This window comes from Mucilaginibacter agri (assembly GCF_009928685.1).
GTDB classification, from domain to species: domain Bacteria; phylum Bacteroidota; class Bacteroidia; order Sphingobacteriales; family Sphingobacteriaceae; genus Mucilaginibacter; species Mucilaginibacter agri.
This window is the reverse complement of the sequence record NZ_WWEO01000043.1, coordinates 770,031-791,005: the sequence shown is the minus strand read 5'-3', so window position 1 is coordinate 791,005 and position 20,975 is coordinate 770,031. Positions and strand designations below refer to the sequence as shown.

General features: G+C 42.5%; 18 protein-coding genes. 3 read left to right on the top strand and 15 right to left on the bottom strand.

Annotated features, from left to right (window positions below; translation table 11 throughout):
* Positions 1 to 244: 244 nt before the first annotated feature.
* The 9 genes from GSY63_RS16475 to GSY63_RS16435 all read right to left on the bottom strand — a co-directional run bounded on the left by GSY63_RS16475 (position 245) and on the right by GSY63_RS16435 (position 10,528).
* Complete coding sequence (locus GSY63_RS16475; RefSeq protein ID WP_166586898.1) at positions 245 to 823, bottom strand: cupin domain-containing protein; 579 nt, start codon at positions 821 to 823, stop codon at positions 245 to 247.
* 46 nt (positions 824 to 869) lie between these two features.
* A complete protein-coding gene (locus GSY63_RS16470) occupies positions 870 to 1,043 on the bottom strand; it encodes a hypothetical protein (protein WP_166586897.1) in 174 nt (57 codons plus the stop codon).
* Between the two features lie 429 nt (positions 1,044 to 1,472).
* A complete protein-coding gene (locus GSY63_RS16465; protein WP_166586896.1) occupies positions 1,473 to 2,000 on the bottom strand; it encodes an adenine phosphoribosyltransferase in 528 nt (175 codons plus the stop codon).
* 66 nt (positions 2,001 to 2,066) lie between these two features.
* Positions 2,067 to 5,234: an NHL repeat-containing protein gene (locus tag GSY63_RS16460; RefSeq protein WP_166586895.1), complete on the bottom strand. Its 3,168-nt coding sequence runs from the start codon at positions 5,232 to 5,234 to the stop codon at positions 2,067 to 2,069.
* 346 nt (positions 5,235 to 5,580) lie between these two features.
* Positions 5,581 to 6,594 carry an acyltransferase family protein gene (locus tag GSY63_RS16455; RefSeq protein ID WP_166586894.1) on the bottom strand — a complete coding sequence of 338 codons (1,014 nt, stop codon included), beginning with the start codon at positions 6,592 to 6,594 and terminating at the stop codon, positions 5,581 to 5,583.
* A 128-nt stretch (positions 6,595 to 6,722) separates the two neighbouring features.
* The gene (locus tag GSY63_RS16450; RefSeq protein ID WP_166586893.1) at positions 6,723 to 6,998 is read right to left on the bottom strand and encodes a hypothetical protein; all 276 of its coding nucleotides are present in this window, start codon (positions 6,996 to 6,998) and stop codon (positions 6,723 to 6,725) included.
* Between the two features lie 66 nt (positions 6,999 to 7,064).
* Positions 7,065 to 8,633 (bottom strand): glycoside hydrolase family 28 protein, encoded by a 1,569-nt coding sequence (locus GSY63_RS16445; protein WP_166586892.1) that lies wholly within the window; start codon positions 8,631 to 8,633, stop codon positions 7,065 to 7,067.
* 76 nt (positions 8,634 to 8,709) lie between these two features.
* Positions 8,710 to 9,939 (bottom strand): DUF3179 domain-containing (seleno)protein, encoded by a 1,230-nt coding sequence (locus GSY63_RS16440; RefSeq protein WP_166586891.1) that lies wholly within the window; start codon positions 9,937 to 9,939, stop codon positions 8,710 to 8,712.
* 13 nt (positions 9,940 to 9,952) lie between these two features.
* Positions 9,953 to 10,528 carry a carboxymuconolactone decarboxylase family protein gene (locus tag GSY63_RS16435; RefSeq protein WP_166586890.1) on the bottom strand — a complete coding sequence of 192 codons (576 nt, stop codon included), beginning with the start codon at positions 10,526 to 10,528 and terminating at the stop codon, positions 9,953 to 9,955.
* Positions 10,529 to 10,802: 274 nt separating this feature from the next.
* On the opposite strand from GSY63_RS16435, the gene GSY63_RS16430 reads away from it, so the two are divergent.
* The 3 genes from GSY63_RS16430 to GSY63_RS16420 are packed head-to-tail and all read left to right on the top strand — an operon-like array spanning position 10,803 to position 13,111.
* A complete protein-coding gene (locus tag GSY63_RS16430; protein WP_166586889.1) occupies positions 10,803 to 11,639 on the top strand; it encodes a beta-1,6-N-acetylglucosaminyltransferase in 837 nt (278 codons plus the stop codon).
* A gap of 15 nt (positions 11,640 to 11,654) precedes the next feature.
* The gene (locus GSY63_RS16425; protein ID WP_166586888.1) at positions 11,655 to 12,026 is read left to right on the top strand and encodes a sugar 3,4-ketoisomerase; all 372 of its coding nucleotides are present in this window, start codon (positions 11,655 to 11,657) and stop codon (positions 12,024 to 12,026) included.
* Positions 12,026 to 13,111 carry a DegT/DnrJ/EryC1/StrS family aminotransferase gene (locus GSY63_RS16420; protein WP_166586887.1) on the top strand — a complete coding sequence of 362 codons (1,086 nt, stop codon included), beginning with the start codon at positions 12,026 to 12,028 and terminating at the stop codon, positions 13,109 to 13,111. Before GSY63_RS16425 ends, GSY63_RS16420 begins: the two co-directional genes overlap by 1 nt.
* Positions 13,112 to 13,146: 35 nt before the next feature.
* On the opposite strand, the gene GSY63_RS16415 is transcribed toward GSY63_RS16420, so the two are convergent.
* From GSY63_RS16415 to GSY63_RS16390, 6 genes are all read right to left on the bottom strand, one after another.
* Positions 13,147 to 14,262 carry a glycoside hydrolase family 26 protein gene (locus GSY63_RS16415; protein ID WP_166586886.1) on the bottom strand — a complete coding sequence of 372 codons (1,116 nt, stop codon included), beginning with the start codon at positions 14,260 to 14,262 and terminating at the stop codon, positions 13,147 to 13,149.
* A gap of 90 nt (positions 14,263 to 14,352) precedes the next feature.
* Entirely contained in the window at positions 14,353 to 15,618 is a 1,266-nt protein-coding gene (locus GSY63_RS16410) for a glycoside hydrolase family 27 protein (protein ID WP_166586885.1), read from the bottom strand.
* A 19-nt stretch (positions 15,619 to 15,637) separates the two neighbouring features.
* Entirely contained in the window at positions 15,638 to 16,852 is a 1,215-nt protein-coding gene (locus tag GSY63_RS16405) for an AGE family epimerase/isomerase (protein WP_166586884.1), read from the bottom strand.
* Positions 16,853 to 16,870: 18 nt separating this feature from the next.
* Positions 16,871 to 18,043 (bottom strand): glycoside hydrolase family 130 protein, encoded by a 1,173-nt coding sequence (locus tag GSY63_RS16400; protein WP_166586937.1) that lies wholly within the window; start codon positions 18,041 to 18,043, stop codon positions 16,871 to 16,873.
* Positions 18,044 to 18,050: 7 nt separating this feature from the next.
* Positions 18,051 to 19,883, bottom strand: a complete 1,833-nt coding sequence (locus GSY63_RS16395; RefSeq protein WP_166586883.1) for a sodium:solute symporter family protein — start codon at positions 19,881 to 19,883, stop codon at positions 18,051 to 18,053.
* 162 nt (positions 19,884 to 20,045) lie between these two features.
* On the bottom strand, positions 20,046 to 20,921 hold the full coding sequence (locus GSY63_RS16390; protein ID WP_166586882.1) for an AraC family transcriptional regulator: 876 nt from the start codon (positions 20,919 to 20,921) through the stop codon (positions 20,046 to 20,048).
* Positions 20,922 to 20,975 lie beyond the last annotated feature (54 nt).

Below are 20,975 nucleotides of genomic sequence, written 5' to 3'. Positions count from 1 at the left end.
CGTGAGAGACCCTGCGAAAGCGGAATGGTCGGCGACAACACCAACCATATGCTGAAAAATGGTAATTAGCTTGAAGTTCTGTTGTCTTGATTCTTGTCTCTCGATTCTTGATTCTCTTTTCATGGCGTTGCCTGTGGCCCGCGCTTTCCGTTGCAAGTCCTCATTCCGCTGCGCTACATTCCGGGCTTTCCACTGCAATCGCTAACGCGGGTGACTATTTAACTCAATCAATCACACTTAACCACTACAGCTTCTTTTCATACTTTATTGCCGGCCCTACCCTTTTAAATCCGTATTCTTCTCTAAATTTATCTTGTTGCTCCAAGGTCAGGTCTTTAAGTGCCCCCTCACTTACTTTACTGAAAAACTCTTCCATTTTACCGGCAGGCTGGAAGAATTGTAACAGCTTGCCTTCACCATCCCCAATCTTTGCAAAGCTATGCGGTATCATCCGGGGGCCAAAAACACTGTCTCCAGCCTTGGCATGATAAGTTGTATCACCAATGCGGATTAAAAACTCTCCTTGTAATACGTACCACCATTCATCCTGCGTGAAATGATAGTGATGCGCAGGCCCCCCCTCCTTAACTCTCGATGATTCGAAAACATAGATATCGCCATCAGTGTCCTTAGTTGCTACTTTCGGAAAAAATGTATCTCCTTCAAAAAGGGTGATCGTTTTGTCGGTACGGCTTTTGCCTGCATCTACGCTAAACCCGTTATTCACCCTAAATCGCTTTACAATTTCTGCAATTCCACTAATGGGGGCTACCACAATTGCCCCTAAGGCAAAACACGATCTGAGAAATGAATTTCTTTTCATAAAAAATGAATTAAGCAATGTGTTTCAGATGCCGTTGCTGGTCGCGTTATCTTAAAACAATTTTTAATACCGAATTTAACGGAACGCCAGACGCAGCCATAATAGTAGTGGATGAGTTGCTGGCCTCTAATGCAGGTTTAACATTGTCTACAGCGGTGTCTTTTTTGCAACTGAACAGCGTTGCTGCAATAAAAATTAAGAGTGTAAGGTTTGTTTTCATTTGATAGATGTTAGGTTCGAAAAAATTAAAAAGCCAAGTAATGGCTATCATCAAATTTACTAAGCAACCATGAAACCACGCCCCTGAAATTCCGAACGTACACTATTTGAGAAATAATGATCCATACTATTTAATGAGTGGCTGATGTTACCAACATGGTCGACAAACACTCAATACCCGGGCGGGTATCCTCATACACATCCGCTTACGAATATTTTCGCAATAAAACGCTGACAGCTTTTTTTTGCGAAAATGACTTAAAAGTTTGTGAAAGTGGTGCATGCCTAAGAAATACCCACTTAAAAGCCATTGACTTATACAGTTGAAAATCAAATATATAAATATATTTTCAGCCCAAAAATGACTTTTAAGTAGGAACACAGTGGTGCATGTGGAATTTTGCACCACTGCACCACCGGCAGCGTAAAATTAGTACTCGGCCAGTACTACAATTTTATCGCACAGGGGCGCAATCCGTTCTTTACCATTTAGGAAGTTTAGACCTACCACAAACGTAAAGCCAGCCACTACCCCACCCATTTCTTCTATGAGTTCGCTGGCGGCGGTAACTGTGCCACCGGTAGCCAACAAATCGTCATGGATCAACACATGTTGGCCAGGTTCGAAGGCGTCGGTATGTAATTCGATGGTGGCGGTGCCATACTCTAACTCGTAAACCTTTTGTTTAATGCTAAAAGGCAACTTGCCTGCTTTGCGCACAGGCACAAAGGGCACCCCTAGTTTATTAGCCAATGTTAACCCGAATAGGAAACCACGGCTTTCTACCCCAGCAACCACGTCGACACGGGTACCTTTCAACTGATCTATAAAAGCATCAACAATGCCATTGCAAAGCGCAGGATCTTTTAAGATTGGGGTAATGTCTTTAAAAACGATACCCGGTTTGGGAAAATCGGCGATATCTCTGATAACTGCTTTAATCTGCTGATCGATCATGAAGTGGGTGCTTAAAACTGGCCGAAATTAAGCAAAAAAGCCGATAGACAATAATTTAAGGATTCTCTATTTCTGATCTTTAAATATGAATGTACCCCATAAATTAGGTGTCAACATCGCTTCCGACGGCACATCGGATGTAAGCCCCGTGGCCTTATTACTCCAATAAATTCTTGAAACGGTTTGCCCGTCTTTCCCCCTCAAAATACCGATGTCGCCTTTAATTTGCAGCCCATTGTAAGGCTTAATACCAATTACACTTAATGGTATCGAAAATTCGTAATTCCCGTTTTTTGCCGCAAATTCCAGCTGGGAGGTTACATCGTCTACTCTATCAAAAGTAACTGTATTGGATGGCGACGAGAAAGGCACCCGCTTATCTGCCGGCGTGCCCGGCACAACGGCCCGGTATAATAACGCCATGGGTTTATTATTTACCACGGTGATAATCAAACGGCAATCGCCCGCAACGGGAGCACCACGATTAGGGTTGGCTTTGGAAGAAGTACCTATCATCAAATCAAGCGCCCCTCCGGTTTTGAATGGAGCCACCGGCATCTCACCCGAATTTTGCAATAAAGATGGTTCACCCGTGCAATACATGCCATAGATACGGTCTCCATAAACACCAAGTGAGGCAGATACGTCGTAAACCGGCAAACTGGTACGCTTCATTGTAAACCCTCTGTTATCGATTTGTACCCAGGGTGCGTTATTCCAATCTGCCAAAACGCCGTCGATAACTGGCTTCGATTTAAATATTGTTACATCCAGCATCTTAGCTTTCAGCTGGTTTTGATTTGTCGCTTTTGTTAAGGTACCAGCCTTAATTTTTTGAATATCTATGGGCAAAACTTCCACAAAGCTATCGGATAGCCTTCTGATCGTTTCCAAGCCATCCAGCCTTACAATGCTGCTTCTGGCACCGTCAACCATATAAACTTTTTCATCGGCGGTTTTGGTGATGGTTGGAAAAAAATTTTCTTCGCCAAGCGTCAAGGTGTCTACCCTCATATTTCTTTGCGAGGTTTTCATTCTCCAATTGGGTGCTATACTTTTATCTCTAAAAACGGTAGTCACAAACAAACCGTCATCTGTAAATATATATACGTTGCCATGATTCCCATTAATTGCCCACAGCGAGGGCATCTGCGGGTTTTTGAAATTTAGGACTTCTCCTAATAAACGTGTGGTACCGATCAGCATTCCCGGCTGGTCGGCAACCGGGGCACGATGAGATGCATGTAAACCAGGCCAAAGATCGGGGTAGGTCCATTTTACGCTACCGTCTTTTATTCCGCTTATTGATAGGGGCGAATAGGGTTTAACGCCTAACGTGAGGATATTCCAGCCGTCGGTCGCCGATAAAACCTGTGCCCCGCCGGATGATGCCGGCGGCAATACTCCTGCCGACAATATTTGAAGTTTAGACAAATTATATTGCGGTATGCCTTTATCGGTAAATGTAAGCGGCGAAAACTTTACTGCACTACCATTGAGGCTTGCAATACAGAATGAAAGATCGGGCATTATGGTTATACCCAAGGTTGGTCCTTTTAGGCAAGCCACCTCTTCCGGCTCAACATGGCCGTTTGCATTGGAGTCCTGCCAGATAAAAAATGCAGCGTTGTTTTTGTTATCAACTTTCAGATCGACGCCTTCCGGCAACCTACTTTTAAACTGATCTTGCTTTAATATATCCCAGTCCGCTGCTTTTCCCATAGCCGCCACGGGAACTAAAACACCATCGCGATCAATAAATAAAACTGCGGTGTTATGCCCATTTGTAGGGTTCGATGTATAGCAATTGGTAAAATATTGCCGGCCGTTAAAATAAATTGGTGTTTCTGGCGCAGCGTTTCTTAACGGGAGTTTCAGATCGTCTGGTGTTGGCCGGTAATTAATGTTTGCAACTTCCCACTTACCTCCCTGCCAATCGAGCGTAAACTCCATTGTCCCCTTCTCTGATTCACTATAATAGGCCTTATTTTTATTTGAAGGATCTAGTGTGCCCCCGCCACCATATTTTGAAGGACCGTAAAAAGCTTTGATCAGTTTGCCGTCAAGCGTCCACACGCTAACCCGTTTGGGCAGATAGTCCTCCTCCGTTACCCATAATTGCTGCTTCTCATCAATACAAAGTCCGGCGGGGTTATTCATATGCAATGGATTATATTTCCCGGCTTTAGATGGGCCTGGCGTTCCTACCTCATTTAAAAATCCCCCTTTTGCATTAAATACCTTTACGGTATTGGTCTCCCTGTTTGTAATGTAAAAATTACCCCGATAATCTTCAATAACCGCAAATGGATCATCGAGGCCTGTTCCGATAATTACTTGCGGCTTAGCACCCTTTAATGCGTCTGCGATCGATTTAAAGCCGATTAATTTATTCCCTGAGAGAAGCATTAATCGCCCCGTAGAATCTATCATTACACCTTTGGGGCTTTCAATATGCAAGGAGTCGATGATGTGACCTTGTTTTGTATCGATAAAAATCAGTTGATTTTTTTTGATCAGGCTGACTACAGCTATATTATCATAAACGCCCAGCCCGCTTAGTACTTTGGTGAGGTCACTTCGCGAAAATGCTCCGATAGGATATTTCCCGATCTCAATAACCTTAAAATCGTTCTTGTAAATACTGAGCGCATTTAGCCTTAACTCAAATTTCCCTGAAAGCTTAGTCGCTTCCCATATTGAGGCTACATAGGCGGAATTACCTGAAGACGCGCTATTAAAGTTATCCGCCGCTATAAATGGCGCTGAGGTCCACGCCCCACCTATCCATTTTTTACCACCCAACTTCTTGCCTTTCAAATCAACCCAGGCAAAACCATCAACGCCTTCGGATACATAACATCCCAGTAGTATAATTGGACTACTATTGGGAGATAACTTCCCGGGAAGATATAATGCGGCTTGAGGGGGACTGTGGTTAGCCAGCCATCCACCAGTATGATCATCTGTGCCCCAGGGTGGCGAGCCAGCGTAGTTAAAGGAAAACTCATAGTGAGCCGAGATCTCATTTCTGATAATTCCTCTTACCCGATACTTTCCCGGATTGATAAAATTCCCCGAAACGGAATAAATCCCATGATTGGCTGCATCCGCATCGCGCCCAAGATCATTCAAACCATCCCACCGTACTACATTATCCCCGGCGGGGTACCATGTTTCCGAGACAAGATTACGCACACGAACATCAGCGGTATCGTCAATAACGAGCGTCAAATAGCCAGCTTGTGCTAGATGAAACCGGATAGGGATTAACGATTTTCCATCGACTCTGACAAGCGTATCTGTTTCATTGGATCTATTATTGGTGACGCATTTTCTAGAGGTAGCAAATAAAGCAGTACTAAAAATAAAAAAGCAGAGAAACAATAACATTCGCTCTGCTAAGTATATATCTTTTTGAAATTTATTTTTAAATCCAAACTGTATCATATCGTAAATATATTCTGTGCCGCCTGTTCAACAAAAATTGATTACCTACCAAATTCATCCTGTTTAAAATCATAAAAGGTCTTTTGCCTTAAATTTCTAAAATGCTATTTCCAATAATTTACGCCAATTCTTAAGCGGTGATCAAAGGCAGCGGTTTAGGTACCGTTTGGGTGGCACCATATCTAATTTTATTAGAAAGATTGCCGAATGGTTTTTCAACAAATTTCCAAAAAAGTATACCGAGGCCGAACACGATAACATTAGTAACTAAAAAAAGTATAAGGTAATAATTAGGATTTACATGGCTTACGGCGAGGTTAATTAGTTTTACCCCTATCGGAAAATGTATCAGATAAATAGAATAAGATATTTCACCGGCAAAGTCAAAAACCTTATTTACGGGTTTACGATAAAACAAAATAAAAGTAATGGTAAACAAAGCTGCAATTGTAGCAGCCAATTCATAATACGCGAAAGAAAATACGATTAAAGCCGCCAGAAAAATGTACTTGAGGTAGTTTTTAGCTCGGTTTCTATTATAGATCAGGTAGCCAACGGTACCCATCAAAAAGAATATTAAATAATTTAACAAGCCAATATGACTAACAACCCCCGTTTGGCTTAATATCATAAACAATGGAATTGATAAACAAAGCGTTAGATTAGTGTAACGTTTTAATAACGCAAAATAAAGCCCCATAAATATGTAATACTCGGCCTCTATTTGCAAAGTCCAGAAAACCGGGTTATTAGCGGGCACATACAAGTAAAAACAGCTCTTAATTACAGAAATTGGTGTCTCGGGAAATGGAATATGCTTAACATGATTCACCACTGCTATAATAACAAACGTCAACACTAATGCAACCAAATATGGAGGGTGTAGCCTAACGGCACGCTTTGCTAAAAACTTAAAATAAAACTTAATATGATATTTAGCTTTATCCATACTTAAGGGTATGATAAAGCCGGAGATCACAAAAAATACTTGTACACCAATTTTTCCGTAGACATGAAAAATGTCAAACATTTTGGCCAAAACATTACCATGAGATAGTGCATTGCCAAAATGACAAAAACAAACCATCGTAACAGCTAAGCCCCTTAAAAATCCCAGACTATTAACTTTTTGCTTGATCTCCATTAAGCTTTTAATTTTGTTAACGAAAGTAGCAAAACGAAATTATCTTTTAGAGAAATAGCTCAGTTTGTTCTTAATTTAATAATTTATAAAAGCGACCGTGAGTGCCAGACCCTATAACCAATAGCTAATTATGTTTTTCTGGTAATTAAATCATCCACGCCTGGATTCAAAACGTAATCTATTTCCTCTCGCGAATTTTTTATAATGAACTTTAATCGTTCTTTAGGCAGATTTATATCGAGAGATATTTCGGCCAGCACGGTCTCGATGTTGTTAGCTAACTCTTTAATGCTGTGATTATCTGGTACGTGGATCAGCACATTATCTCCGGCGGCGCTAATAGTCCAGTTAGGCACGCGGGCATGTTGCAATATTTCGATCCATTTCTGTTGATAGGCATTCATAAAAAACTCTTTTGGTTAAAACTATTAAAGCTTTGGGTGCTGCAAATGGTTTTAATTAGTGGGTTATTATTTCAATAGCCTAAAATTGGTAACATTAGTTTGACTTACATTTTTGACATCTGTTTCTACTTTACTGCCATTGCTTAAAGCAACTGCGGCAGCTTTGCTGTTGTGTGGTGCAGCGGAACCTTTAAAGTCGGAGATGTGCAGATCTTTAAAGTAATCTGCTGCTATCCCACTGGTAAAATAAGGTTGGGTAATCGTTTTATCCCAACCCAGTCTGAAATTATTGATCGACAATCCGTCAACATAATGGGCTAATAAACCAGGAATATCGCTGGCAAACAATTGGTCTTTGGGGTACAGGGCGCCGCGCATATCGATATTACCGCCGGCAACATCATTCAATTTACTATTTTGCAATTGAAACGATATGTTGTTAAAGCGGACATCCTGTATTACACTCTCGGCCGAACCGTAAATGAGCATACCGTTCTCGCCGGTGCAATCGATATTATTAAACTCTATATTTTTGATTACCCCCATTTTTACATTCTCTTTGCCCCGTACGGCCGAAATATGGATTGGCTCGCCATTGCCCCACCAATCGCCGGTATGCAAATGGGTTTCGATATGTATATCAGAGAAGGTAATATTCTCCAGGGAGCCCTCATCACGCAAAAATATCCCGATACCGCGGGTTGAATTAGTAATATTAACATGGCTCACATGCACATTCCTAACCGTGTTTTGATCGAGGAACCCAATACGAATAGCGCTCGAGTACGATTGCAGATTGCAATCTGATATCACCACATTTTCGGATACGTGCTTAATACCTTTAAAACCGGGGATTTCGAAATGATGATCATATCCCGCTACAATGATGGCATCGTCGCCGGCACGAATATCGCAGCCTTTGATCACTACATTACTTGAGCTGGTTACATCAATCCCATCGGCATTAGGCACCAAAATACCACTCCACAAACGTATGTCTGAGATATTCACTGCATCGCAATCGGCTATATGCAAAGTCCAGAATGGCGAATTAATTAAAGAAACATCGCGGATGTGTACGTTTTTACAATTAGAGAAAATCACCATCTGGTGTGGGCGGTCTTTGTTGGGCACCACAGGACCGTCTCCTATTCCAGTTTCAACATGGCGATAGTTTGCTTTTTGCCGGGTAAGTTTGCTGCTCTCGGCGTCTATCTTTTTGGCTTTTGTAAAATCGTGAAAAGCGGGATTATTTCCATCAATAGTACCCAGGCCGGTTATCGAAACATTTTCCGCATCGGTTGTATATAGCATCCCGTAATACGTAAGGCCATAAACGGGCTGGGTAAAAGAGTCGTAATCTTTCAGGTCGGCGCTGCCTTTTAATACGGCGCCACTTTCTAAATGGAGATTGATATTGCTTTTGAGATGAAAGGTACCGGTTACAAAAGTACCTGCGGGCACGTAAACCATACCGCCGCCGTTTGCGCTGCAAGCATCCACAGCCTTCTGCAATGCAAGTGTGTTTACCGTTTTACCATCGGCTATGGCGCCGTAGTCTTTAATATTAAAAGTTTGCGCAAAAAGTCGCTGACTAAAAAATATCAGAACCGCAAAAAGCAAAGCAAGCCTCATTGTCGTAACATAATTGGTTATTACAAAAATGAGGCTTGTTATCTATAGAAGCTAATGATATTCTGACTTTTACTGATTATAATTTTGCCATTTTGGGCGTTATATCCTTTCCATGCCATAGTTGTGATTCCGGGTGGAAATGATGCCACGAATGCCAATACTCCTGATAAGATTGTATGGGCGCAAGTTGTTTACCTTTTAACTTACCGTTGGTGCAAAGTCCACTCCAATCCCATGTAGAGGAGGTTTCCATATCTGTTAAATCGCCCGAAGCATTTAAACTAAAATTTAGCTGTTTGTTATCAACCGTTCGGTTCCAGGCGTGGTAAGTAACACTATCTTCTTCAATACCTATCAATACGTCGGTATTACCAAGTTTATCATTCAATAGGTTTTGCTTAAACAGCTGGCGCCACTCGTATGCTTTCGCTTTCCCATCTAAAATTACACCAACAACCCAACTTTTTCTAATCAGCGAATCTTTGTTTTTTAATAAACTATCCTTGTCAACAGGCTGGCGGCGATCATAATTCTTCAGGTCGGCATAATCTGTCGCGAAATAGTTATCTGGTTGCATAATCAGCGAGTTGGGATGTCTTTTCAGCCATGATTCCAACGTAGTTTGCTCGTAACCGAGTTCTTTTAGCGACGAGCCTTTCAATTTCCCTACCGCTGCTTTACCGGTAGCCTGGTACCACCAGGTGCCTGTGCTTTCGTCCTCAACAACAGCGTTGTAATGCCTCGCGCCCACCAACCTGAATTTTTCACGCTTACCATCAATCATCGGGCTATAAACTCTGCCTGTGCGGCACATGGTACAATAGGTTACCAATACAGGCTCGTTGCCCACGTTATCCTGCACTTTATGGTGGTAGCCCAAATAAATTAACGGATATGCTTTTGCCACCCCATCGTGTTCAACACCTAACACCACATATCCTTGTGGTACTTTATTTTTTAAAGCATTGGCAAAGGCAACCGTATGTGGCTCTTCAAACATTTTCGAAGCTTTGTATTGCACATCGGTAAAGTAATATACGGCAGCGCAAATTACCAAAGCTGCAAACTTCCATAATTTCTGCCTTTTGCTATCGGTATTAAAGAAACGGGCAAAATACCAGAGCACTAGTATAAAGCCCAATATCCGTAAAGGCATCACTATCTTTTCGAGATAATAAGAAACGGTGATGGCATTTAAATCCTGACTACCCGGAAATGGCATCAACAGATAAGCATGCACCAATCCGGGTACCAACAATAAGCATATCCCAAACCAAAAAAGGCGGCCTTTATTTTTAAACGTCATATCATAAAGATTTCTATTTAACTGTTTCGATTTCTAAAGCGGCGTACCTGTTTTCTGATGGCAGATAGCCACTTGTTTTCAGGATACCTCCAAGGCGATCATAAAAGCCAGATTCTATACTTGGTGTAACCGAATTAAGGCCATCTACATAACGATTATATAGACTAAACAAGGCTGCTATCAATACCGTGTCATGTATTTCCATATCGGTTGCGCCTGCTTCTTTAGCCAGGGCTACAAGTTCGGGTTTAACCTGTTTACCGCTTACCTGCACCTTGCGGGCAATTTCCAGCAAAAATTTCATCTTAACACTCACAGGGGCATAGTCAGGGTCGTTTTTTACTTGTTCAGAAGTTTCACTTTCACCCAGCAGCGCATCAGCGGCGGCAGTATGCGCAGCAGTACAAAAATAACAATCGTTACCGTGCGATACTACTGTGGCAATTAACTCGCGTTCGCCTTCGGTAAGCGTAGATTCGCCACGTAATAACGTGTGGGTAAGCTGACGAATTGGCAAGGCGGTATCCAACCGATAATTGAGTAAACCGGTTATGCCCGGCAGCTTCTCATCCAAATGAATGTAAGGCATTTCGTTTAATAATTAGGCCGCTCTCTGATGGTTAACAGAAAGCGAATTTGGTTTATAATACCTAAATGTACAAAATATGCCTAATGTTAAGCAACCGTTATACAACTTTTGTAGCGTTTTTAAGTTTAATGTAAAAGTTCTGTTCAGTTTATTCAGTTTACCACTTCAGTGTTTACAGGATGCCCCAGCAGCTAACTTTGGCATGATATTGTTACTTAACAAACCCTCTGCGGCGAAAACCATTATATAAAGTTTGTCGTAGCTAATAACTATAATGAAAGTTGCCCATCTAATACTAACGTATACCAATCCCAAGTTAACTGAGCGACTCATCAAACGATTATCGCACCCCTCGTTTGATTTTTACATTCACGTCGACAAAAAATTCAGCATTAAGCCCTACTTATATCTACAGCAATACCCCAATGTTTTTTTGGTGCATAACCGCGAAGACGTGCGTTGGGCAGGATATAATACTATTAAGGCTACCTTTAAATGTATTAAGGAAATCGCTGCTACAGAGATCAAATACGACTATATTAACTTTATAAGCGGGCAGGATTATCCCATAAAGTCTGCAGAATACATGCTCAATTTCTTTGAAAAAAATAAAGGAAAGGAGTTTATAGAGTTTGAAAGTATCGAGGATAAATGGATTGAAGCCTTACCGCGAATAACTCGTTATCACTTTGTAAATTTCACCTTTAGAGGAAAATACCGGACTGAAAAACTAGTTAATTTTTTCGCACCTAAACGAAAAATACCTGAAGGTCTAAAGCCATATGGCAAGTCGATGTTTTGGATGTTGACCCCGGAGTGTGCAAAATATGTGGTGCATTTTGTGGAAAGTCATCCCCATCTCGAGCGATTTTTCCTATTTACCTGGGGAAGCGACGAATTTGTTTTTCAAACTATACTGATGAATTCTGAATACGCCGACCGGTTAGTTAACAATGATTACCGGTACATCGACTGGTCGTCGGGTGGCACACACCCTAAAACTTTAAATATTCAGGATTTTACTGCACTAAAAAACACAGATGACCTCTTTGCGCGAAAATTCAGCCAGGATGCCAACAGCAAACTGCTCGATATGCTAGATCAACTGTAACATCTACTACAATACATGGCTCATTTAATTAACATTCCTACTTTTAGTGATGACCGTGGTAACCTCACCGTTTTAGACGAGGTAATACCATTTGACATAAAACGCTTATTTTACATTTACGGTGTAGATAGCTCGGCTCGTGGCGGGCACAGGCACCATAAAACAGTACAGGCCGCTATCTGTATTAAAGGTAGCTGTACAATTGTTAATAACGACGGAACAAAAACGGAATCTTTTGAAATGGATTGTCCGCACAAATGCCTGATACTGGAAACCCAGGACTGGCATGTGATGAAGAATTTTAGCCCGGACGCGATATTACTGGTATTGGCCTCAACATCATTTGACGCTACTGATTATATTTTCGACCCATATCCAAATAGCTAATGATACCCTACGAAAACCTGTTCGAGCTTAATAAACCGTTCAACGAAGTGTTTAAACAACGCTTTAACGATTTTTTAAACAACGGATGGTACATACTGGGTAAATACACGGCCGACTTCGAAACCCAATTTGCAGCATGGAACCACTCTACCTACTGTGTAGGTGTTGCCAACGGGCTGGATGCACTGACATTATCTATAAAGACCTTCGACTTTGAGCCGGGCAGCGAGGTTATTGTTCCGGCGAATACCTACATCGCTACTATATTATCAATTACTAATAATAACCTGGTACCGATATTGATTGAACCCGATATCCATACCTATAATATAGACCCTGCCAAAATAGAACAAGCCATCACCTCTAAAACCAAGGCGATAATGATTGTACATCTATATGGCAAGTGCTGCGATATGGATGCGATAATGGCTATTAAAGAAAAGCACAACCTTATTTTGATAGAAGATTGTGCGCAATCACACGGCGCTATGTACAGGGGCAGAAAGTCGGGCACATTTGGTGAGTTTGGAACTTTTAGCTTTTACCCAACCAAAAACCTTGGGGCTTTGGGCGATGCGGGAGCAATAACCACTAATGAGGAAGCCTATGCCGATAAAATCAAAAAACTGCGTAATTACGGCTCCGAAAAGAAATATTATAACGAATACATGGGTGTAAACTCCCGCCTGGACGAATTGCAGGCCGCCTTTCTGCAAATTAAACTGGAGGCCTTAGATGCCATCAATGCGCATAAACAAAAACTGGCCACTATGTATTTAAATCAGCTTAAAAGCGATTTTATACTCCCGGTTGTTGATGCTGACTATACGGATGTATATCACATCTTTAACATTCGCCACCCACGTCGCGATGAATTGAAGTCTTATTTATTACAACATGGAATAGCATCAGAAATCCATTACCCCGTGCCGCCACATCAACAAAAAGCATTATCGCATTTATTGGAGGGGCAACATCATCCTATTTCTGAAAAGATACATCAAACTACTCTAAGCCTGCCTTGCTCCTATTGCCATACGGAGGAAAATGTGCAGTATGTGATTGACAAACTCAACGCTTTTTAATCGCAAAATCTCTCGCTAATCACAGCAATCTAAAATTATTTCGAACCTTTACCATAGATATTTAATGGTGTCAGATTATTCTGAAATATAACATTCGGACTGCTATAAAACTTCACGAAGTCTGCGGCGCTTTTCTGACCAGGATAGGGCGCAAAAAAATGTTTATTGGTTGCATTACGCCAGGCCATTACATAAGACAATTTGTACTTAGCAAGTTGAGGTAAAAGGATATTCGTCCACCAGTTGGCATCGGGGATACCTTCATAGCCGGTTTCGGGAATGCAGGCTACTTTGTGGTGTTCAGCTGCTACCTGCTGCAACATGGATAATTGTTCATCCAATTGTTGTACGTACCATGCGTTACCGTTACAATAAATATCGAAGCCCACAAAATCAACATAGTCATCTCCGGGATAGCGATCCATAAATTCTCGCGTAGAGATAAAATCGGCTGTAGAGTAAACCACCAATAAATTATGCAGCTTTTGCTTCTTCCTCAAAAAATCAATGGTGAATTGCCAGAGCGCTACAAAATCTTGTGGGTCGGTAGTTTTATTCCCCCACCAAAACCAACCACCTGTAAGTTCATGGAAGGGTCTAAATAATATGGGAATATCCTTACCGTCTTCTCCCTTTAAGGTTTTAATATAAGCGGCCATTTTCTTTAAATAGTCCTCATATTTATCGTGAAACTCGCCGCCGGGCAACAGCTGTTTTACGCTATTGCTGGTAGTATCCCAAGCTGTTTTATCGTTAACCGGGTTATCCATGTGCCAGCAAAAGGTATTGATGCCTCCCCGCTGATAGGCTTCAATCACTAATTTACGTTGTGCTTCGAATGGGATACCGTTAATATCGGTGGTGCTATCGTGTTCTAACTTGGCCAGGTCCCAACCATAAACGGCCGGATATGATCCGGTAACGGCTTTAACATCCGAACTATCAGGCTGTAAACGCCAGTTAACTCCGTAAGCGGTATCATCGTGATGACCGAACATCACACCCGAACTAACCAGTTGCTGCATATTATTGTAAAGGTTACGGGTTTCTTTAGTCGCTTTATGATCGCTTGGTTCAACCACTTGTGCCCTGGAGTTTAAAGCGCAGAAAGAAAGCATAGCCGTCACAAAGCCAATTAGTACGTTTTTCATTATTCAATAGCCTCAATTATGAAACGTAAAATTGATAAGTTTTATTTATAAACCAGCAAAATTAGTTACCACTTGCCGGTTTACAGATAGCTACTGGTTTAAAGCGTGAAGCCTTACAACAAGTACATCATGCGAAGGAATACTTTGTTTATACATCCCCTTAGTGGTACCAACATCCTTTTTAAGCCACAAATCACGAACCTTATATTGGGTTTTGGTAAAATCAACATCAACTTTCGAAATTGCATCTTTAATATTGTGCTCGGCCCATACGTAGGTAATGGCTTGTGTTTGGCCGCTGCGGTTTAAGAAAGCCACAGCTACATCACCTCCGCTTAAGGGTTTCACCCAAACTTCTACCCCATCCATTGTCAACTGCTTGAAACCTTGAATCCCCATCGAATCCTGATCAAGTGCAATAACTTCTTTATTGGTTAAAATATCGTGCGTTTGCGCTGACATTTTACGCAGATCGTTACCTGCCATTAGCGGCGCGGCCAGCATGCACCACATCGTAAAATGCGCCCGGTCTTCCGCAACGCTCATGCCGTTGCCAACCTCCAGCATATCCGGATCATTCCAATGGCCGGGGCCGCTATACTGGCGGATCTTGTCTTGTTTATCCAATATCGTAAGCACGCTTTGTGCTGTCCAGGTGCCTATAACTTTGTCTTTATCAAATTGATTGCAAATGTCGCCGGTAGTGCGCCAAAGTTGGCCTACTCCTTTACCCCATAACCAGGGTTGATGGTTACCCCACTCGCACAAACTAAAAACAATCGGCCTGCCGGTTGCTTTCAAAGCGTTACTCATCGTTATATAAGCTTCTCTGGCATTCAGGCTATCGGTATTACACCAGTCATACTTAAAATAATCAACACCCCATGATGCGTATAACCGTGCATCCTGATATTCGTTACCCCTAGTGCCCGGATAACCTGCACAGGTTTTAGTGCCTGCGCAATTATAAATGCCGAACTTCATGCCTTTGCTATGTACATAATCGGCAAACGCTTTCATGCCGCTTGGAAATTTCTTCGGATCGGCCACCAGATTACCAGTGGAATCCCGATCCATGCTCATCCAGCCATCATCCAAAACAAAATACTTGTAACCGGCATCGCGCATGCCCGATGACACATAAGTATCTACCATTTCGCAAAGCATCTGTTCATCAATATTGGTCTGGAAGGTATTCCAGGTATTAAAACCCATGGGCGGTGTTAATGCCAGATTACTATTATCCGCTACTTGCTGCTTAGCTACCGCGACCGGTGCCGCAGCATCCTGTGCATAAACCGAACCTGTAATAACGACAGTTATTATCGAGGATAAAATTTTTTTAAGCTGGTTCATAATTGGTTTTTCTATATCACTAAGATAAGCTATTAATACGATTAATAATTTCGATACAGGCGCGGGTATTATGATATGGGCATTTCCAAAGGCCGGCTTTATCTTCGTTTGGCATTATTTGCCCGTGCTGGTTAACTCCCCAATGCCACTCACCGTTGTGTTGGTCTAAAATCTTGTTTTTTACAAAATCCCAGTTTTTGAGCGAAAGCGTCTTAAAATTATCATCGCCCGATATTTGCCAGGCATTAAAATAGCCGATCATGGCTTCGGCCTGTACCCACCAATGCTTTTCGCTGATAAGGCGTTTGGAGGCTGGTTCATATTCATACCACATACCGCCGTCTTTATCTAATCCATTTAGGGTGGCGTGTGCAATATCAACCGCAATGGGTCTCAGTTGGGCTATCAGTAGTTCATCATCTATAATTTCGGCAGCACGCAATACCAGCCAGGCGGCTTCAATATCGTGACCATAGGATACCAAATCCGACCGCAGTTTCCAGTTCTCGTCAAAAAACAGGTGGAGGCTATGTTTGGACGGACCTATAAAATGATCAATAAAATTGTAAAGTAACCCGAGAATCTGCTCGAGCAAACCACCATCGGGCCATATGCGGTACAAGTTGGCATAAGCTTCCAGCACGTGCAAATGGGTGTTCATGGTCTTCTTCTCGTTAGCATCCTTCTCGCTCAATCGCAGATCTTCAATAGGCTGCCAATCGCGGGTGAAGGCTTCGAAATAGCCTGTTTGTTCGGTGTCAAAGCTTTTGTCGACCAATAATTTATAGAGATCCATGGCCAATTGCTTAGCGCTTTCGTCTTTCGAGGCTATGTAATATTCGCTTAAGCCATAAATGGTAAAGGCGGTGGCATACACCTGCTTTTTGGTGTCGAGGGGATTGCCTTCAAAATCCACTGTCCAGTAAACGCCACGGTGCTCGTGGTCTATAAAATACTTGGAGATGTAATCATAAGCACGTTGCGCCAAATCAAGGTAATAAGGTGTTTGATCCTGATTGTAGGCTGCCGAAAATGACCAAAGGATCCGGGCGTTGAGTACCGAACCCTTAGGGGCTTTTAAATCGACTTGGTTATGCTGATCTATTTTTCCATAAAAACCGCCGTAGGTGTCGTCAACCGTATACCTCGACCAGTAATCCATAATACGGATTAGTTCAGCATTCAACTCATCTTTATAGATTTCTAATTGCGCGGTCGACTGTTTGGCATCCATTGGTTAATAATTACTATGCTATTTATTTAGATTTTTATTGATGATACCACAAAGCGTTTCTACAGATGTGGCCGAACGCAGGCCATCTGCCACGGTATTTTTTACATAATCTAACAACTGCGCTATGGTACTGGTAGCTACATGCATGCGAGTATCTGATGAAGCATAATAAATAAACACCTTACCATCGCTATCCAAAATCCAACCGTTGGCAAAGATTACGTTAGATACATCACCTACCCGCTCTTCGCCCTCTGGGGCAATAAAATAACCAGCAGGTTTGTAAATCACTTTGGTCAGATCGTGCAAGTCGGTCATAAACATATAGAGAACATATCGCAATCCGGCAGCTGTGTTGCGCACTCCATGAGCAAGGTGCAGCCAGCCTTCGGGCGTTTTAATGGGCGCAGGGCCTTGTCCGTTTTTGGCCTCATATACGGTATGATATTGTTTGGTATCGATGATCCGTTCTTCATCTATAACAGCGTTTTCCATACTGTCTGTAAGCCCAAAACCGATGCCGCCCCCGGTACCTGCATTAATAAAGCTATCCTGTGGGCGGGTGTACAGTGCATATTTACCATCAACAAACTCCGGGTGTAATACCACGTTGCGTTGTTGCGGCGACGATGTTTTCAAGTCGGGCAAACGCTCCCATTTGATCAGATCAAGTGTACGGGCAATGCCGCAGGCAGCAATAGCCATCGACTGGTCGTGCAGGGGAGCGCTTGGGTCGCGGCGCTCGGTACAGAACAGGCCATAGATCCAGCCGTCTTCGTGCTGAGTAAGGCGCATATCATAAACGTTGGTATCCGGGTCTTCCCTTTCGGGCAAACTAATCGGGTAATTCCAGAATTTGAAATTATCCACCCCATTCGGGCTTTCTGCAATGGCAAAAAACGATTTACGGTCCAAGCCTTCGGTACGCACCGCCAGTATGTATTTGCCTTTCCATTTCATGGCGCCGGCGTTAAAGGCCGCATTAATCCCGAAACGCTCCATCAAGTATGGGTTAGTTTCGGGATCGATATCGTAACGCCAAAAAACGGGCGCATGTGCTGCTGTAATGACAGGGTTAACATAACGATGATAGATGCCGTTACCGGGCTCAACTTTTTCGTTAGGCTTTTCAACCAGTTGCTGCCAGTCTTTTGTTAATTGCGATAAACGAAGGTTAAATTGTTCTGTCATCATAAAATTAATAATCGCTCAGTTTGTCCCACCATGTTTTTTTAAGGATAGTACATATCACCGCCAGTATAGCCACGGTAACGGCCAGGGATAGCTTTTGCATCAGCACCAGATACATCGGCAAAATGGTAAAGCATAGTTGCGCTATGGTTCCTAAAACCACGTTAAACATATTGAGCTTAAAGTTTTTGTTACGTTGAAAGTTGGGATCATCGGCTAAAACGGCATCATGAACCGGCCCCCAGAAACCCCAGGGCCGCACGTTTGAATAGAAAGATTTCAGAACCGCCATATCTGTAGGCGGCGCGGCGTAAGTACCAATAATTGAGCCAGCGAGCGACAATGCAAACAGCAGCGGAAACCAGTACAGCAAATGCGCATCATCTATAAAATACGAGAAAGCTAGCGCAGTTAAAATACCTGCCAGCATCCCCCAAAAAAATCCGTTGGCATTAAAGCGCCACCAATGCCATTTGAGCACATTAGATGCTACATAACCACCATAAAGTGCAGATACGATCCATTGCAAAACGCTGCTTACATCTTTAGCGAAGAAACCCAGGGAAACGCCAATGATCACCACTACAATACCTACCAGGTAATTCATATAGATCACCTTTTTAGTAGAAGCCGCGGGGTTTATATATTTAAGGTAGATGTCGTTTACGATATAAGCCTGCGCGGCATTAAGCGTACCACTAAAAGTACCCATAAAAGCACCCAGCAATCCGGTGAGCAACAAGCCCACTAAACCAACCGGTAAAAAGTTATTGATAACCGCAGGCAAAATGCGTTCAAAATCCATTGATCCGTTGGCATCTTTAAGGTTCATTTGGTTATAATAAAGCAGGGCCAGCACAGTTAACCCAATAACCAACGAATAACGGATAGGCAGCAGAATAACATTTACGAAGCCGCTCATCTTACTCGCCTCTTCGGGCGAGCGAGTGGAGAGGATCTTTTGCATATCATAGTTCGGCGCCGGCCCCGCGAGGGCAGCAAAGATCCCTTTAAAGGTGATCATCATAAAAAACACACCAAACAGCGAATAACCGTCGCCTTTGATCTTCTGGTTTACATCGCTGATGATACCAGTCCAGTTAAGGCCGAGTTTCCAACCGAAGAAAGGGCTATACCAGCCGTCGGGCACGTTAAGCGTATGCCCGTGTAAACGGGTAACCGCAATAATGGCTACCCAAACGCAAGCCACAATCATAATACAGTATTTGATCACGTCGCCCAGCACAATACTATGCATGCCACCCAAAATGGAATAAAACATAGCAAACAGCGTAAAAATGATACCGTAGAAATGGGCCACATACTGCGGTGCGACAGTAAAGGGTACATATGCCTTAACAGAATCCCAGGGTAAAAATATTTCGATGAATTTGCCAAGGCCGATAAAACCGTAGGCTAAATAGCCCAGGCAGGCCAGCAAAGCAAATGCGATAACTACCTTGTGTGAGTTGCCTACTCCTGGTCCGGTTTTGCCAAAGCGGGTCTCCAACCATTCGGCCCCGGTAGTTGCGTTTGAGCGGCGCAACCAGCGCGAAAGGTACATCATCAAAAATATCTGGTTAAATACCGGCCACAGCCAGGGTATCCAGATACTCTTCATACCGTAGGTGAAGCAGAGGCTCACCATCCACATGGTACCGCTGATATCAAACATATCAGAAGCATCGCTGAGACCCAGCTTATACCAGGGCAGCGATTTACCACCCAGCATATAGCTTTCTTTGTTTTGGAGTGCTCTTTTACGATACCATAAACCAATAAATATGGTAGATATCAGGTATAAGATTATAATAGAAGCATCCAGCGCAGATAGTTTCATTGATAATTAGGCTTAACAGTTTGCAGATAATTTATAAAAATCTGCTCACTCCGCTATTAATTGGCAGAAGTAAAACTATAGATTAAACCCAAGGCAGACTAATACTTTTTTAACCAAACCGGGTACACAATTCTTAATCGATTGGTTAATTATATCTTCAACCTAAATAAATACCCGGTTACCGGCATAAGTTTCCCTAAACTCTTTAGGGATGCAGAATTTTTTACGCTTAAATATGCGGTTAAAGTTAGAGATGTTATTAAAGCCGCATTTATAAGCAATTTCGGCTATAGTATTGGTGGTATCTATCAGCATCCGCGAGGCATGACCTAACCTGATCTCGTTCAGCGTATCGATAAAAGTTTTTCCGGTACGTTTTTTAATAAAACGGCTAAACGAAGCCTCAGGCATGTTGGCCAGTTTAGAAACTTCGGCCAGGGTGACTTGCTTGTTGTAGTTATTGTTCATGTATTCAAATACACGTTCTATCCTGCGGCTGTTGTATTGAAAACGGTCGTTAGAGAAGCTAAGATCCGACAATGTTTTAAAGTTACGCGAAACAGAAAGGTCGTGCAGTATCGAAAGCAGCTCCAAAACCGAATGAAACCCGCTTTTTTTATCGAGCGAGATAATGCGATCTTTAAGCAAGGCCACCGTTTCGGGCGAGAACAGGATGCCGCGCAGCGAATGTTCGAACATATTACGCACAAAGTTCATTTGATTACGGCGCAGAAAGCGATCGTCGAAAAGGTCCTTATGAAACTGGATGGTTACCTCGGTGATATCCTGCGTTTGGCATTGATGAGTAAACCAGGCATGGTATAAATTTGGTCCTATCAGTACTAATTCAACCTCATCTATCACATCGATATGGCCACCCACAACGCGTTTGGCCCCCTTGGCATTAATGATCAGATTAAGCTCGTACTCCTCGTGGTAATGCAGCGGAAAATCAAATTTCTGCTTTTTGCGCGAAAAAATGGTAAAACAATCACTGGGTGTAAGCGGCGTAATTTCGCGCATCACATTGCCTGTCATAAATTCTTGTTAGTTAAAATTGGTTGATACAAATTTAACCATAAGACTACAACA